Origin of the sequence: Streptomyces sp. TLI_105 (genome assembly GCF_900105415.1) — a bacterium.
GTDB lineage: Bacteria > Actinomycetota > Actinomycetes > Streptomycetales > Streptomycetaceae > Streptomyces.
In genome coordinates this window covers 1099378-1114379 of sequence record NZ_FNSM01000001.1, presented here as the reverse complement: position 1 = coordinate 1114379, position 15002 = coordinate 1099378, and the positions used below count along the sequence as shown (strand labels likewise).

The following is a 15002-nucleotide window of genomic DNA, read 5'->3' as shown; positions in this document are numbered from 1 at the left end:
AGGGGTCCGGCCGGGCAGGTGACGCACCCGCGTTCCCCCAGGTCATGACCCGCTTACGGGTTCCGCGGCGGACCGGCCGCCCCGGACCACGCCGGACGTGGTCCCGGCCGACAAGGCGTACTCTCCTCCCGCTCAAGCCGGACGAAGCACCGCTAGGCGGTCACCCCGACGCGGAGGGGAGCGCGGAAGGAGAGCAGGCCGAGGATCGGCGGTCGCTCGTCCGGCCCGGCGACACGGGCGTCCGGGAGGCGGCGGGCGGCCGCGCGGAGGGCGACGGCGGCTTCCGTCCGGGCCAACGAGGCGCCCGGGCAGCGGTGCCGGCCCACGCCGAAGGACAGGTGGTGGCGGGCGTTCGCGCGGTGCGGGCACATCCGCTCCGGGGCGTCGAACACCTCCGGGTCCGAACCGCTGCCCATGAGCATCAGCAGCAGCTGGGCCCCGGCGGGGACGTCCACGCCGCCGAGCGTCACGGGCTCGGCGGCCACCCGGCGCCACGTGGTCACCGGCGGTTCGCGGCGCAGTACTTCCTCCACCCACGCCTCGGCCAGGCCCCGCTCATCGGCCGCGCCCACGCGCGACCACAGGCCCGGCTCGGCCAGAGCCCGGTGCAGCGTGGTGGAGATGAGCTGCCCGGTGGTGGACTGGCCGGCGATGAAGACGAAGAAGCACGCGCCGACCGCGGTCCCGACGTCCACCGGCCTGCCGTCGGGCAGGCGGTGGCGGGTCAGCGCCTCGACGAAGCTGCCGGGCCGCGCCGGGGCGGCGCTCACGGTCGTGGTGAGCCACTGGTGGAACTCGCCGACGAGGAGCGCCAGTTCGAGCTGCCGCTCGGGCGTGGGCCTGCCCCAGAAAAGCTCCAGCGAGGCGTCGCTCCAGCGGATCAGGGTGAGGGGGTCGACACCGTCGATGCCGAGGAGCTCCATCAGCACCCGGCAGGGCAGGATCTGGGCGTAGGCCTCGAACAGGTCGCAGGAGCCGGTCGCGTCGAGGCGTCGCCGCGCGGCGTCGAGGAGTTCGTCGGCGATGCGCTCGATGACGGGGACGGCCGCGGCGACGCGCTGGGCGTTGAAGAACCGGGTGACCACGCGCCGCAGACCGTGGTGACTGTCGGAACCGTTGTTGGCGAGCGCGGGCGGGAGCCTGAAGCCGGCCCGGGCCAGTACCCGCAGCACGCCCACGGGCAGCGGGGTGACGGCGGCCTGCGCGTTGTCGGGGCGGAACGCCGCCGGGTCCAGCAGGACGCGCCGGATGTCGTCGTACCGGCTGACCAGCCACAACCCGGTGCCCGGGTCCTGGTGCACGGGGGCTTCGGTCCGCAGCGTGTCCAGCCAGGGATAGGGGTCGCGGACGAACCCGTCCCCGAACAGGTCGAGCCGGGACACCACGGCGGATGCGGGCAGGTCGAGGGCCGGGGGAGTCACGGCCGGACGCTAACACGCACGCGGTCCGGCATCACCCGGGTGTGCCAGGCATCACGCGGGCCGGAGTCCGGGCTCGGCGAAACGGTTCGCTCGGGCGGAGTGGGGGCCGGTGGAGGAAGCCCCGTCGGTTCCTCTTGGCACCGGTGACGTCATGCGGCTTGCAGCTCCTTTGCCGCCTCCTTCGACAGACCGACGCGGACGAGGGCGGCGGCCAGCCTGGCGTGGTCCTCCGAAGGCACCGACCTCCCGAGACCACGGGGCGTGTGCGGCAGGCCGAGGCCCTTCGCCACCTCGCACGCCCGGTCGTCGAAGAACGGGCGCAGCCGCGGCCAGACCGCCTGGGCCTCCCGGCAGAAGATGTCCGCCCCGACCGGGCCGATCCGCGGAACCTCCCGGAGCAGCCCACGCAGTGCGTCCGGGTCGTCGTCGGCCTGTTCTCGCATCCTGCGGAGGTCGCCACGCCAACGTTCGAGCACCAGCCGTGCCCCGTCGCCGAGAGCCGTGGCAGTGCTCTCGTCGTACCGCACGTAGTGGGCCCGGCCCAGGGCGTCCACCCGGTCCTGCCACGCGGAGTCGGCCATCGCCCGGGGCGTCCGGAGCCCGGCCCGGAACAGTTCCCGCGCGGCCTTGGTGGCGGTGCCGGCGTTGATCCGTACCGAGCAGAGCACCGTGAGGACCAGGAGCTGGTACAGCGGCGCGGGCTTGTCGCGCAGCGTGATGCCGGCTTCCTGCGCGTACGTCCGGCCGTGTTCGGACAGCAGCCTGGACGTGATCGTGTCGACAGTCATCGCCCGCGCACCTCGCCTTCGTACGCTTCCGTCTTCGTACGTCCTCGCCTTCGTACGCCTCCGTCTTCGTACGTCTCCGTCGAGGCGGCTGCCCCGCATCGTCGCCGTCACACCGGGCGTGTCGGAGCCGGAGCGGCGGGGTAGTCGCGGGTGCTGGAGAGGAGGAACGACGATGTCCGGACCGGACGCTCCGACGGGGTACCGACGGAAACGGGACTTCCGCAAGACCCGCGAACCCAGGGGAAAGGGCCGCACGGGGCCCGGCCACGAGCCCGGCTGCGCCACCCCCGGTACACGGGCCTGCGCGACGACCAACGGCCCCTCGGCGCCATCCGCGGGCGAGGCACGTCATGACCACCACTGACATCCGCGTGAGTGGTCGGACCGTCGAGATCAGACGGGCCGAGAAAGAGCTCTTCCCCGACGACGGCATCACCAAGGCCGACCTCGCCGACTACTACCGCCGGGTCGGACCACGCATCCTGCCGCACCTGCGCGGACGTCCGTTGATGCTCGAGCGCCACCCCGACGGCATCGGCGCCGGCCGCTTCATGCAGAAGGACACTCCCGACTACTTCCCGGACTGGATCCACCGCTGGGAGCTGCCCAAGGCGGACGGCACCGTCACCTACCCGGTCTGCGACGACGTGGCCACCCTGCTCTATCTGGCCGGCCAGGCGTGCATCACCCCGCACCGCTGGCTGTCCAAGGCCGACCGGCCCGACCACCCCGACCGGCTGGTCTTCGACCTCGACCCGTCCGGCGAGGACTTCGAACCGGTCAGGCAAGCCGCCGCCTCGCTGCACGAGGTGCTCGACGAGCTCGATCTGCCCGCGGCCCTGATGACCACCGGCTCCCGCGGCCTGCACGTCCTGGTCCCCCTCGACCGCCGTGCCACCTTCGACACCGTTCGCGCGTTCGCCCGCGACGTGGCCGAGGTGATCGCCGACCGGCACCCGGAGCAGTTCACCACCGCGGCGCGCAAGCAGGGCCGCAAGGGGCGGCTCTACCTCGACGTCCAGCGCAACGCCTACGGGCAGACCGCCGTCACCCCCTACGCCGTCCGCGCCCTGCCCGGCGCCCCGGTCGCCACACCGCTGAGCTGGAGCGAACTGGACGACCCTGACCTCACCCCGCGGCGCTGGACGCTCGCCACCCTCGACGAGCGCCTGGAGATCGACGACCCCTGGAAACAGGAGCTGCGCCGCGGCCGCTCCATGGAAGCGGCCCGCACACGGCTGGAGAAGCTCTGAGACGCGCTCGGGCCACGCGCCATCCGGATCGTCGAGCGGGAATGAAAAGCCGGACCCCGGGCAACCGGAGGGGGAAGGCGACCTTGTGAGCGAGGGTGATATGGAAAGCGACGCACAGACCGGACCCCCGACGCATCCGATGCCGCCGGCTCCGTCGGAGCCGTGCCCCGCGCCCCCGACGCGCCCCTTCCCTTCCGGCCCGTCGGGGCCCGGCCCGGACCCCCGGCCCGCCCCGGCACCGCCCTCGGGCCCCGAGGCCGGCTCCCGGCCACCAGGAGCAGTCATGGGTACGCCGCCTGACGACCCGGTTCCTCCGAGTCCGACGCCGGTGCCGGGCCCTGGCCCGGGCCCTCAGCCGGGCCCTGTTCCCGGACCGGTGCCGGGACCCGGCGGTCCGGATCCGGTGCCGCCGACCCCTCCGCAGCCGGAACCGGACCCTCAGCCCGGGGGCCCTCGCCCGGAACCGGGGCCGCGCCCAGGACCCCTGCCAGGCCCTGTCCCCGCCCCGGAACCGGTCATCCGACCGGTATGACCGGACCGCTCAGGGCACCGCCGCCTCAGCGATCGCCGCGTTCTGCTCCGCTCGGCTGTCGGCCGCGGCGGCCACGTCCTCCTGATCGTGCACCCGCAGCGATTCCGCTCCCAGCGCGGTGACGACCTCGGGGGCGAGGCGGACCAGTGCCGGCAGGCAGATGCTCCAGTGGCCCACGCAAAGAGCCTGTGCCACCAGCGCTGTCGCACGGTCGGCATCGGAGTCGAGCGCGACCGTCGTCAGCGTCCTGGCCCGCTCGGCGGGCTCGGGGATGCCGGCGGCGATCTCTGCGGCCTGTGCGGTGTCACCGCGTTCCGCGTGGCTGCGGGCGATCTCGCCGAGCGTGCGCGCTCGCTGGAGCGGTTCGGTGATCGACCGTGAGATGCGCTCCGCCTCGTCGAGGGCGCCGGACTCCACCATGGACCGCGCGACGGCCGTGAGAGCCTTCGCCCTCAGTGACGCGTCGGAGATGGTGCGGGCGAGGCGCTCCGCCTGGGCGAGGCGACCGACGCGCGCCGCGGCCGAGGAGACGGCACTCAGGGCCTTGTGGAGGAGCGGCGGGCTGGTGATCGAACCGGCGAGCCGTTCCGCTCGATCCAGATCGCCCGCAAGGGCCGACTTCCTCGCGATCATGGCGATGTACCGGTCTCGGCTCGCCGTGTCGAGCAGTGCGTCGGCCACGGCGAGGGCACGCTCGACGAGTTCCTCGGACGTCCGTGCGTCTCCCGCCGCCGCGGCCTCCGTCGACAGGGAGACGAGGGCCTTGACCCGGAGTGCGGGAGAAGCGATGGACTCCACCGTCTCTCTGGCCTCCCGCATGTCACCGCCCTGTGCGGCCGTACGGGCACGGCTCAGCAGGTCATCGGCCTGCCGTTGGTGCAGGGTGACGGCCGAGGAGGACCACGGGGAGTGTCCGGTTTCCGGGGGAGTCGGGTTCCCGGGCCGGACGGAAGGGTGGTGCTGCCGGGGTGACCCCTCGTGCCCACGGGGGGCGGTTCGTGTTCCACGCGACAGCGCGGCGAGGGCCTTCCGCCTGCACTCCGGATCCTCGATCGACTGGGCGACCCTGGCCACCCGTTGCCGGTCCTCACGGGTCACGCCCGCTCTGACGATCAGCAGCAGTGCCGTCGACCGTTGCGCCACGTCGGCGATGGAGGCGGCGACGCCTTCGGCCCGGCCGAGGTCACCGGCCAGAGCGAACGCCTCCGCGACGACGGTCAGAGAGCGGTCCCTCTGCGGCGCGTCGGAAATGGCGCGGGCGATTTCTTCGGCCTGGTACAGATCACCGGTCGAGGCCGTGGCCTGCGCGAGAACGGCCTGGTCCCTTCCGATGTGATGGCGGCCGTTCATGGACCGGGCCCTTGCCTCCGCCTCCACGGCCAAGTCCTCGGCACGCCGCGTTTCACCGTTCGCGGCCAGGCCCGATGCCACGACCGCCAGCGCCGTCGCCCGTCGGCGAGGGGTGTCGAAGCTGCCCGCGAGGGTCACGGCGCGATCCGAGGCACCAGAGAACGCCATGACCCGGGCGATGGTGATGAGGCAGTCGCACCTCTCGGACGTCCGGGTCACCTCATGAGCCGCCTTCTCGGCCCGGCGAAGGAGCTTCCTCGCTCTTCTCCCCATTCCGGCTTCCGCCATCTCGTGTGCGACTCCGGCGAGGATCCAGGCCCGGCGGCCCGGATTCCGAAGGGACATCGCGAGAGACACGGCTCGACCCGCGATGTCCGCGGCAGCCCGTTCGGCACCGGCCGCACTCGCCGCCCGCGCGACGACGGCGAGCGCCTGCGCCCGATCCGACCGGGGGCCCACCGAGCGGGCGATGTCCTGGGCTCGGCGCCAGTCGCCGGCGTCGGCCACCTCCATCGCCACGACACAGAGAGCGCGGGCACGCTCGGACGCGTGCGGCACGGACTTCGCGAGCGCAAGGCCACGCTCCACGTCCCCGCTGTTCGCGGCAGCACGTGCGACGGCGCCGAGGACGTCCGACCGCTGTGCTCCGTTCGTCATCGAGCCGGTCAGTTCTTCCGCGCGTGTGGCCAGAAGCCGCGCACGATCCGGGTTCCCGGCACGGGCGAGGGCCCGGGCGATCACCGCGTACGCGCGAGCCTGCTCGCCGGGCTCCGTCACGGCGAGGACGCACCGCTCGGCCTCCTCAGCCACCTTCCGCGCGCGCCGGACGTCCCCGGCGGCCGCTATGTGGCGTGAAACCGAAGCGAGCGCTCGGACCTGCCGTGCCGGCGTGGTGATCGAACGGGCCAGGGCCTCGGCACGGCTGTGCCTGCCCAGTTGTGCCCAGACCACGGGCAGGTACGTGGGGATGTGATCGTTTCGCCGGGTGAGCTTGGCCCGGTGGACGGCCAGCCGGCTCAACGCGACGAGGTCCGGCGCGGGCGAACGGACCAGGGCTTCCTGCGCGGTCGCGATCTCCGCGAGGGCGACGCTGTCGCCGCCGATGGTGTCCAGCATGCGGTGGTGCCGGTAGGGATCCGTCGCGCACGCCACCATGCGGGGGAGGTCACCCGTGCTGTGGAGCAGCTTGAAGTAGCCGTGAAGGAGGTACTCGGGCGAGCCGATCGGCCACTTCGCCGCGCGAAACCCCTCGGCCCACGCGTGGATCCGTTCCCGGTACCCGGCCAGGCGGGTCTCCCCGAGGAAGCGCAACGCCTGTCGCTGGATCTCCTCGTGGCCGAGGACGTAGATCGCCACCTGCGACCGCCAGCGTCCGGCCCGGGAAGCGAACGTACGGCCGGAGACGGCCCCGAGCTGGCTCTCGATCTCTCCTTCCGAAACCCCGGTGAGCTGTGCCAGGTCCGCTTCGGAAAGCCCTCCTCCGGCTGCCGCCAGCAGGCCGAGCAGATCCTTCTCGATCGTGCTTCCGTGCAGGAGCCTCTTGAGCTCGCGCTCCGCGTCCTGGCGGACCACCTCCGCGTGCGGGGAGGCGGTCAGCGTCCGCACGATCTCCGGCCGGCGCAGCGGGTGGTCGTCGGGGACGTCGACGGGGATCGGCGGATGAGGCCGCCCGGCGACGATCACGCGCAGGCCTGACGGAGGGTCGGCCGGCAGGATCGCCGCGATGCTGTGCGCGTCCGGACCGGTGGTCACCCCGCGGTCCTCGTCCAGCCCGTCCACGACGAGGACCAAGCGCTCGCCCCTCCGCCGGCACAGGTCTGCCGCACGCTCGAACGCGCCCAGCAGATGCGCCTCGCGGGTGGCGTCGGTGAGCAGCATCGGCATGGGCTCGCCCATGAGTTCCAGCGCCTGCTCGAGAACCACCTCGGTGAACGCCTTGCTGTCGGCCTGCCCCGCCCAGCGGGCGGTGACGAAGAAGGACAACACCCGCACTCCGGGAGGCGGATCCAGCACGAAGGTCGACAGCAGCGCCGACTTGCCGGCCCATGCCTCGGCTCGCCACCACATGTACGCCGGTCCTGGTTCGGGATCGGTGCAGAAGCGCGCCAGCTCGTCCAGTTCGCTCTCCCGCGACCGCAGTCGCTCCGGCGCGATCCGCCGCACCTGGGACAAGTAGGCGGAACGCACCACGGGGATGTGCGGCGCCGGATCGTCCGCGTCGTCGAATCCCTCGTCCTTCGACGGGCTCGTGGTGAGGGGAAAGCCGATCAGGTCGCGTCGCAGGGAGTCGACCGACTTCGTCGCGGCCGCCGGTGCGTAGCGGCCGACGAGTTCGCAGAGCCGGCTGAACAACCGGTCCGCGGCGTCCGCGGTGCCCGCCTCGACGACGCTCCGGAGCCGTCCCACCGCCAGCGCCCGGTCCGTCTCCTCGACGCCTTCGAACCGCACTTCTCGAAGCCGCAATGCCCCGAGCACACGCCAGGTCAGCTCGGCCGCGGACACGTCGGTCGTGTCGATCCCCGCGCCCGCCGCGGCCGAGGCGACGACGGCGTCGAGGTGCCGCAGCCGCTCCCGTACCTCTCGATGCGTCCGCCCGGCGCGGGAGACCTCCGAACGGAACTGGTGCGCGCTCTCGGTGTCCCGGGCGATCCCGGCCAGTTCCCGGAGCTGTCGTACGTGCGGGTGGGGACTGGCCACGACCAGGGCGAGCCGCCAGCTGCCCTCGGCGACCTCCCGTCCGCGCTCCCGCACCACCCGGAGGTAGGAGCCCATCAGTTCGACCGTCGCCCGGTCGCTGGGCACGAACGACGGGTCCCTCCGGACACCGATCGAGACCCGCCGCCGAGCACCGTCGGCCGAACGCCCGCTCAGCAGCAGGTCGTCCACCGCGCTGAAGGCACTCGCCTGGAAGACGAGCTCGTCCGGGGTGACGTCGTCCCCGAGCTCGGCCAGGGGATCGGCCGTGAGCAGATGGCTCAGCAGCAGCGCGCCGTAGCGGTGTTCGAGGACGGTTCCGCCGCCGCCCGTCGCATACGGGCTCGCACGCCTCTCGTCGTTCTGGACACGGGATTGATCAGGCACCCCCTCACCCTACGTGCCCACGACATGCCGGAACGGGGAACCTCTGGCTCCCCGAAGTGGCCTGCGCTCCATGGAGGTCGACCGGCGAGGATGTCGAGCAGTTGACGCCGAGCGGGTTCGGCGAGCGCGGCGAGGACGCTGTCGACCGCGTCGGCGTCCTCGCCGTCCCCGATCGTCACCCGGACTGTTCGACGCGCCCCTTGAAGGTGTCGAGGTCGAGCCGGCCGGTGGAGAGTTCGGTGCGCGGGGCGTGGCCGATGGCGATGAACGGGCCGGTGGCGTCGAGGTCGCGGGTCTCGCCGGTGGAGGCGACGCTCAGGACGACGGCGGACAGCATCCCGCCGCGCTCCTTGATGTCGCCGGTGAGGCCGACAGGAGCGATGCCGTCGTCGATCATCTCGGCGCCGAAGCGCCCTGCCTGGGCCCGCATGTCGCCCACGACTCGGGGCCGTCGACGCCGGCCTCGTCGGTCATGCCTTCCTGGCGTCGATGTCGGCGATCAGGCCCTCGACGAGGGTCTTGATCTCGTCACGGATGGGGCGGACGGCCTCGACCCCCTGGCCGGCGGGGTCGTCCAGCTGCCAGTCGAGGTAGGTCTTGCCGGGGAAGTACGGGCAGGCGTCGCCGCAGCCCATGGTGATGACGTAGTCGGAGGCCTGGGCTGCCTCGGAGGTGAGGACCTTGGGCTTCTGGCCGGAGATGTCGATGCCGACCTCGGCCATGGCGGCCACGGCGGCGGGGTTGACCCGGTCGCCCGGGAGGGAGCCCGCGGAGCGGACCTCGACGCGGTCTCCGGCGAGGTGGCGCAGGAAGCCGGCGGCCATCTGGGAGCGGCCGGCGTTGTGCACGCAGACGAAGAGCACGGAGGCGGGCGGGGTCTCGGGCATGGGTTCTTCCTCGAAGGGGGAGCGGTGTGGCGGGGGAAGCTGCAGGTGCGGAGCCGGGTGTCCGCGGAACCGTTGGCCAGGTCTTGGCAGCCTTCGGAATGAATCAGTCTTGGTTGATATCAGCCAAGAATGATGTGAGATTATCAGTCCATGATGACGTCAGTCGACACTGATCTGATCCGGGTGCTGGGTGACCCCCTGCGCCTTCAGATCGTGACCCTGCTCGCCCGCGAGACGCTGTGCACCACTCACCTGGTGGAGGAGACCGGCGCCAAGCAGACCAACCTCTCCAACCACCTGAGGGTCCTGCGCGAGGCCGGGGTAGTGGAGACGGAGCCCTGCGGCCGGTTCACCTACTACCGGCTCAAGCCGGACGTCATCGAGCAGATCGCCGGCCAGTTCGCCGCACTCGCGCAGACCGCGCGCCTGACCGCCGAGGCGAACTTCAAGCGTTCCTGCCCCTGAGCCTTTCCGTCCCCTGCCTCACCTGCCGAGGAGAACCAGCCCGTGACCGCCACCGAGCCCGTCGCGAGTGACGCCATAGCCGCCGACACGTCGCCGCAGCCCGTACCCGGCGCCACCCCGCCCCGTACCCCGCTCGTCGCCCGGGCCGCCGCCGAGCTCGTCGGCACCGCCGCCCTGGTCGCGATCGTCGTCGGCTCCGGCATCCAGGCCACCGACCTCACCGACGACGTGGCGCTGCAACTGCTCGCGAACTCCACCGCCACCGTCTTCGGCCTCGGCGTGCTGATCGCTCTGCTCGGCCCGGTCTCCGGTGCGCACTTCAACCCGGCCGTCACCCTGGCCGAGTGGTGGACCGCCCACCGGGGCGGTGCCGGTGTGAACGCCCGTGAGCTCGCCGTGTACGTCCCCGCCCAGATCGTCGGCGCGATTCTCGGGGCGGTCCTGGCCGACGCGATGTTCGGCGAGCCGCTGGTGAAGTGGTCCACGCACGACCGCTCCGCCGGGCATCTGCTCCTCGGCGAGGTGGTGGCGACGGCCGGTCTGATCCTGCTGATCTTCGGCCTGGCTCGTACGGACCGGCTCCGCTTCGCGCCGGTCGCGGTCGCCTCGTACATCGGCGCCGCCTACTGGTTCACCTCGTCCACGTCGTTCGCCAACCCGGCGGTGACGATCGGACGGGCGTTCACCGACACCTTCGCCGGCATCGCGCCCGGCTCGGTGCCCGCGTTCATCGGGATGCAGCTGATCGGCGCGGCCGTGGGCCTGGCGCTGGTCGCGGTCATCTTCGTGCGCGGTAGGACGGACGCGGAGTGACCCAGGTCGTGGACGTGGTGGTGATCGGCGGTGGCCAGTCCGGGCTCGCCGCCGGTTACCGCCTGCGCCGCCTGGGCCTGGACTTCGCCGTCCTCGACGCCCAGCCGACGCCGGGCGGCGCCTGGCAGCACACCTGGGACTCCCTCCACCTCTTCTCCCCGGCCGCGTACTCCTCCCTGCCCGGCCGCCTCATGCCCCCGCAGTCAGGCGAGACGTACCCGGACGCCGCCCACGTCGTCTCGTACCTCACCGACTACGAGCAGCGGTACGACCTCCCCCTCCACCGGCCCGTACGCGTGGCCGGTGTCCACCGTGACGGCGAACTCCTGCGCGTCGAGACCGACTCCGGTACGTGGCGGGCCGGGGCGGTCATCAGCGCCACCGGCAGCTGGTCCCGCCCCTTCGTGCCCGACGTGCCCGGGCGTACGGAGTTCCAGGGCGCCCAGCTCCACACGGTGGAGTACCGCAGCCCGCGTGACTTCGCCGGGCGGAGGGTGATCGTGGTCGGGGTCGGCAACTCCGGCGCGCAGATCGCCGCCGACCTCGCGTACGACACGCACCTGACCTGGGTCACCCTGCGCGAGCCCCGCTATCTCGCCGACGACATCGACGGCCGTGCCCTCTTCGACGTGGCCACGGCCCGCCGCCGCGCCCTCGACGAAGGCCGCACCGACACCGGCGGAGTGGCCTCCCTCGGTGACATCGTCGCCGTCCCGCCCGTCCGTGCCGCCCGCGACGCGGGCCTGCTCAAGGCCCAGCCGATGTTCACCCGCCTCACCGCGACCGGGGTCGCCTGGGCCGACGGCATGAGGGCGGAGGCGGACGCGATCATCTGGTGCACCGGCTTCCGCCCCGCTCTCTCCCACCTCGCGCCACTCGGCCTGCGCGGCCTCCGGGGCCACATCCCCACGGCCGGCACCCAGGCGACCGGCGAACCCCGACTCCACCTTCTCGGGTATGGCGACTGGACCGGCCCCGCCTCCGCCACCCTCATCGGCGTCGGCCGCCCTGCCCGCGAAGCCGCCCGGCGGATCGCGGATCTGCTGCACTGACAGCGGAACGGCCTCGCGGCGGTCAGTCGTGCCGGGCGACCTTGACGGCGGAGACCAGCAGAACAACGGCCAGGGCAGGAACCAGCAGAAGATCCGGGACGACCCCGAGCAGCAGTCCACCCACCAGTGCACCGGCGACGGAACCGCCGATCATGGTCACCGCGAAGCTGCCGTCGGCACCGAGTACCGCGAAGCTGCCGTCGGCACCGAGTACCGCGAAGCTGCCGTCCCGGCTGTAGCGGGCGAAGGCCACCAGCATGGTCGGTAGGGACACCAGCAGCGACAGGCTGCCCGCCGCTTTGATGTCGAGGGCGAACAGCAGCACGATCGTGGGGATCAGCAGCTCGCCGCCGGCCACGCCCATGACGCCGCAACCACACCGATGCCGAAGCCGGCCAGGACGCCGCAGACCACCTGAGCCCACGGGGGCAGCGCGAGCGACCCCAGGGTGGTGGCGTGGGTCGTCACCAAGGCCACGGCCATGAGCACCATCAGCGCGGCCGGCACCTTGTACAGGGTGGTGCTCCGCATCCGCACCGCCCACGACGCGCCGACCCACGCCCCCAGCAGGCTCCCCGCCAACAGGTTGAGGGCGACGGGCCGGTGCCCGAAGACCTCGGACGGCGGCACCGCCGCGAAACGGGCGGGCAACGCCACGAGGACCACGACCAGGCTCATCCTTCGGGGAAAGGCACGGGCCCCGTGCACAGTGGGTGGGGAGCTCCGAACCCCCGCGAGGCTTATGTCACGCTGCTGCTGCGGCGCTCGACGAGGACGGTGTCGCGCCAGACCCCGTGATGCCGTCCGATGCGCTCGCGGGTGCCGATCACCCGGAATCCGGCGCGCTCGTGAACGGCGAGGCTGGCGGCGTTCTCGGGGAAGATGCCGGACTGGATGGTCCAGATCCCGGCCGCCTCGGTGGAGTCGATGAGCGCCTTCAGCAGCACGGAGGCGACACCCCGGCCTCGGGCGTCGGGGTGGACGTAGACGGAGTGCTCGACGACGCCGGCATACGCGCACCGGTCGGAGACCTTGGTGGCGGCGACCCAGCCGAGGACGCGACCGGCCTCGTCCACGGCGGCGAAACGGTGCTCGGGCAGCTTGGCCGCGTCGAACTCCGCCCACGTGGGGGCGGTGGTCTCGAAGGTGGCGTCGCCCTCGTCGATGCCGGCCTGGTAGATCGCGATCACCTCGTCGGCATGAGCCGCCGTGAGGGGCACCACCAGGGCGGAGGTGGTCACGCGGCGGCCGCCTTGGTCAGCAGCTGCCCCATGGCGGCAAGGACGGCGGGCTCGACCCGGTAGTACACCCAGGTGCCGCGCCGCTCGGAGGACAGCAGCCCGGCCTCCTTCAGCTTCTTCAGGTGGTGGGACACCGTGGGCTGGGAGACGCCGACGTCGGAGATGTCGCACACGCACGCCTCGCCGCCCTCGTGCGAGGCGACGGCGGAGAACAGCCGCAGGCGGACGGGGTCGCCGAGCGCCTTGAACATCTTCGCCGTCCGCTCGGCTTCCTCGGCGGTCAACGGGCGCTCGGCCAACGGTGGGCAGCAGGGAGCGACGTCCGACTGGAGCAGCGGCAACGCGACGGCATTCGACATGCATCTATGTTGACACACGTCGAACCAGCTCCCGGGGGTATTCCGGGTGGGCGGGGCGGACCGCCTCGCAGGCCTTCGGGGAAGGCGGAGTCCCTACCAGCTCGTAATATCGATGTCTGCCTATATTGACGTGTATCGATGTGAGTGCCATGCTGGCCGTGCAAGACATCGAGAAATGTCGAAGTAAAGAAGGGGTCGTCGTGACCGCCATCGCCACCGACCACCTGCCCGTCCTCGTGATCGGTGCCGGGCCCGCGGGCCTGGCCGCCGCCGCCCACCTCGTCGAGCGCGGTCTCGAACCGCTCGTCCTGGAGGCCGGACCGGCCGCGGGTGCGGCGGTGCGCGACTGGTCGCACGTCCGGCTGTTCTCCACCTGGGGCGAGCTCACCGACCCGGCCGCCGAGAAGCTCCTCGCCCCGACCGGCTGGGTGAGGCCCGACGCGAAGACGTGTCCGACCGGCGGCGACTGGGCGGAGAAGTACCTCCGGCCGCTGGCCGACGTCCTCGGCGACAAGGTCCACTTCGGTGCGACGGTCACCGGTGTCTCCCGCGCCGGCCGCGACCGGATCGTCGACGCGGACCGCGAGGCCCAGCCCTTCGTCGTCCACGTCGCCCACGCCGACGGACGCGAAGAACGACTCTTCGTCCGCGCGGTGATCGACGCCTCCGGCACCTGGTCCACCCCCAGCCCGGCCGGCGCCTCCGGCCTGCCGGCCCTCGGCGAGAAGGCCGCCGCCGACCGCCTCGCCTACCGCGTCCCCGACCTCAAGGGCCCGGCCGCCCGCGCCCGTTACGCGGGCAAGCGCACCGCCGTGATCGGCTCCGGCGCCTCCGCGTTCACAGCGCTCGCCTCACTCGCCGACCTGGCCGAGTCCGAGGACGGCGAGGGGACGAAGGCCGTGTGGATCCTGCGCCGCGGCATCTCCGGCTCCACCTTCGGCGGCGGCACCGCCGACCAGCTCCCCGCCCGCGGTGCCCTCGGCCTCGCCGCCAAGGCCGCCGTCGAGGAGGGTCACGCCGACGCCGTCACCGGCTTCCGTACGGACGCGATCGAGCGCGACGGCGAGCGGCTCGTCCTCGTCGGCGAAGACGGCCGCCGCCTCGACCCGGTCGACGAGGTCATCGTCCTCACCGGCTTCCGCCCCGACCTCTCCTTCCTCGACGAACTGCGCCTGGGCCTCGACGAACGCCTCCAGGCCCCCGTCGCCCTCGCCCCGCTCATCGACCCGAACCAGCACTCCTGCGGCACCGTCTACCCGCACGGCGTCAACGAGTTGTCCCACCCGGAGCAGGGCGTCTACCTGGTCGGCATGAAGTCCTACGGCCGCGCCCCCACCTTCCTCGCCCTCACCGGCTACGAGCAGGTCCGCTCCGTCGTCGCCGCCATCGCGGGCGACCGCGAGGCCGCCGAACGCGTCGAGCTCGTCCTCCCGGAGACCGGGGTCTGCGGCGGCGCGGGCCTTTTCGACCAGCCGGACACGGAGCAGTCGGCAGAGGGCGGCGGCTGCTGCGCCCCGGCCCCGGCGCTGATCCGGCTCGGCACCGCCGACCAGGCGCCGTCCTGCGGCTCGTGACCGACCTCGACATCCGTCTGGAGGGGGCCGTGACCGGAACGGGGCACCGTCATGCCCCCGCGCCCTCACCCTCGCCGGCGGCCTCGCCTCCATGGGCTTCGCCCCCTCACGGCCACCCTCGCCGGATTCACGTCACGGAGCCGGAGTCGGCGTGCGGCCCGGCAGGTCTGGCGAGACGCCGCTGGT

13 protein-coding genes and 1 pseudogene are annotated in these 15002 nt (G+C 72.6%); 5 read left to right on the top strand and 9 right to left on the bottom strand.

Annotated features, from left to right (window positions below; genetic code table 11):
* Positions 1-152 precede the first annotated feature (152 nt).
* Both BLW86_RS05075 and BLW86_RS05070 read right to left on the bottom strand, forming a co-directional pair.
* Positions 153-1421: a cytochrome P450 gene (locus BLW86_RS05075; protein WP_093872893.1), complete on the bottom strand. Its 1269-nt coding sequence runs from the start codon at positions 1419-1421 to the stop codon at positions 153-155.
* A gap of 149 nt (positions 1422-1570) precedes the next feature.
* Complete coding sequence (locus BLW86_RS05070; RefSeq protein ID WP_093872892.1) at positions 1571-2209, bottom strand: phosphatase PAP2 family protein; 639 nt, start codon at positions 2207-2209, stop codon at positions 1571-1573.
* 350 nt (positions 2210-2559) lie between these two features.
* On the opposite strand from BLW86_RS05070, the gene ligD reads away from it, so the two are divergent.
* Complete coding sequence (ligD, locus tag BLW86_RS05065; protein ID WP_093872891.1) at positions 2560-3462, top strand: non-homologous end-joining DNA ligase; 903 nt, start codon at positions 2560-2562, stop codon at positions 3460-3462.
* A 541-nt stretch (positions 3463-4003) separates the two neighbouring features.
* On the opposite strand, the gene BLW86_RS05060 is transcribed toward ligD, so the two are convergent.
* From BLW86_RS05060 to BLW86_RS05050, 3 genes and pseudogenes are all read right to left on the bottom strand, one after another.
* Positions 4004-8425 (bottom strand): ATP-binding protein, encoded by a 4422-nt coding sequence (locus BLW86_RS05060; RefSeq protein ID WP_093872890.1) that lies wholly within the window; start codon positions 8423-8425, stop codon positions 4004-4006.
* 208 nt (positions 8426-8633) lie between these two features.
* A pseudogene (locus BLW86_RS42540) lies at positions 8634-8735 on the bottom strand (thioredoxin-disulfide reductase); the annotation flags it as partial.
* 160 nt (positions 8736-8895) lie between these two features.
* Positions 8896-9312 (bottom strand): arsenate reductase ArsC, encoded by a 417-nt coding sequence (locus tag BLW86_RS05050; RefSeq protein ID WP_093872888.1) that lies wholly within the window; start codon positions 9310-9312, stop codon positions 8896-8898.
* A gap of 150 nt (positions 9313-9462) precedes the next feature.
* On the opposite strand from BLW86_RS05050, the gene BLW86_RS05045 reads away from it, so the two are divergent.
* The 3 genes from BLW86_RS05045 to BLW86_RS05035 are packed head-to-tail and all read left to right on the top strand — an operon-like array spanning position 9463 to position 11642.
* On the top strand, positions 9463-9777 hold the full coding sequence (locus BLW86_RS05045) for an ArsR/SmtB family transcription factor (protein ID WP_093872887.1): 315 nt from the start codon (positions 9463-9465) through the stop codon (positions 9775-9777).
* 42 nt (positions 9778-9819) lie between these two features.
* Entirely contained in the window at positions 9820-10590 is a 771-nt protein-coding gene (locus BLW86_RS05040) for an aquaporin (protein ID WP_093872886.1), read from the top strand.
* The gene (locus BLW86_RS05035) at positions 10587-11642 is read left to right on the top strand and encodes an ArsO family NAD(P)H-dependent flavin-containing monooxygenase (RefSeq protein WP_093872885.1); all 1056 of its coding nucleotides are present in this window, start codon (positions 10587-10589) and stop codon (positions 11640-11642) included. The genes BLW86_RS05040 and BLW86_RS05035 overlap by 4 nt, the downstream gene beginning before the upstream one ends.
* 22 nt (positions 11643-11664) lie before the next feature.
* On the opposite strand, the gene BLW86_RS42960 is transcribed toward BLW86_RS05035, so the two are convergent.
* From BLW86_RS42960 to BLW86_RS05020, 4 genes are all read right to left on the bottom strand, one after another.
* Positions 11665-12006, bottom strand: coding sequence for a TSUP family transporter (locus BLW86_RS42960; RefSeq protein WP_256341221.1), 342 nt, complete (start codon positions 12004-12006; stop codon positions 11665-11667).
* Positions 11979-12320, bottom strand: a complete 342-nt coding sequence (locus BLW86_RS42955) for a hypothetical protein (RefSeq protein WP_256341220.1) — start codon at positions 12318-12320, stop codon at positions 11979-11981. Before BLW86_RS42955 ends, BLW86_RS42960 begins: the two co-directional genes overlap by 28 nt.
* Before the next feature lie 62 nt (positions 12321-12382).
* On the bottom strand, positions 12383-12883 hold the full coding sequence (locus tag BLW86_RS05025) for a GNAT family N-acetyltransferase (protein ID WP_093872884.1): 501 nt from the start codon (positions 12881-12883) through the stop codon (positions 12383-12385).
* The gene (locus BLW86_RS05020) at positions 12880-13242 is read right to left on the bottom strand and encodes an ArsR/SmtB family transcription factor (protein ID WP_093872883.1); all 363 of its coding nucleotides are present in this window, start codon (positions 13240-13242) and stop codon (positions 12880-12882) included. Before BLW86_RS05020 ends, BLW86_RS05025 begins: the two co-directional genes overlap by 4 nt.
* Before the next feature lie 200 nt (positions 13243-13442).
* Here BLW86_RS05020 and BLW86_RS05015 point away from each other — a divergent pair, with 200 nt between their 5' ends.
* Positions 13443-14816: an FAD-dependent oxidoreductase gene (locus BLW86_RS05015; RefSeq protein WP_256341219.1), complete on the top strand. Its 1374-nt coding sequence runs from the start codon at positions 13443-13445 to the stop codon at positions 14814-14816.
* Positions 14817-15002: the final 186 nt, after the last annotated feature.

Coding starts and splice junctions, on each gene's coding strand:
- BLW86_RS05070 (WP_093872892.1), bottom strand. CDS start 2,209: ATGACTGTCGACACGATCACGTCCAGGCTGCTGTCCGAACACGGCCGG.
- ligD (WP_093872891.1), top strand. CDS start 2,560: ATGACCACCACTGACATCCGCGTGAGTGGTCGGACCGTCGAGATCAGA.
- BLW86_RS05050 (WP_093872888.1), bottom strand. CDS start 9,312: ATGCCCGAGACCCCGCCCGCCTCCGTGCTCTTCGTCTGCGTGCACAAC.
- BLW86_RS05045 (WP_093872887.1), top strand. CDS start 9,463: ATGATGACGTCAGTCGACACTGATCTGATCCGGGTGCTGGGTGACCCC.
- BLW86_RS42960 (WP_256341221.1), bottom strand. CDS start 12,006: ATGGGCGTGGCCGGCGGCGAGCTGCTGATCCCCACGATCGTGCTGCTG.
- BLW86_RS42955 (WP_256341220.1), bottom strand. CDS start 12,320: ATGAGCCTGGTCGTGGTCCTCGTGGCGTTGCCCGCCCGTTTCGCGGCG.
- BLW86_RS05020 (WP_093872883.1), bottom strand. CDS start 13,242: ATGTCGAATGCCGTCGCGTTGCCGCTGCTCCAGTCGGACGTCGCTCCC.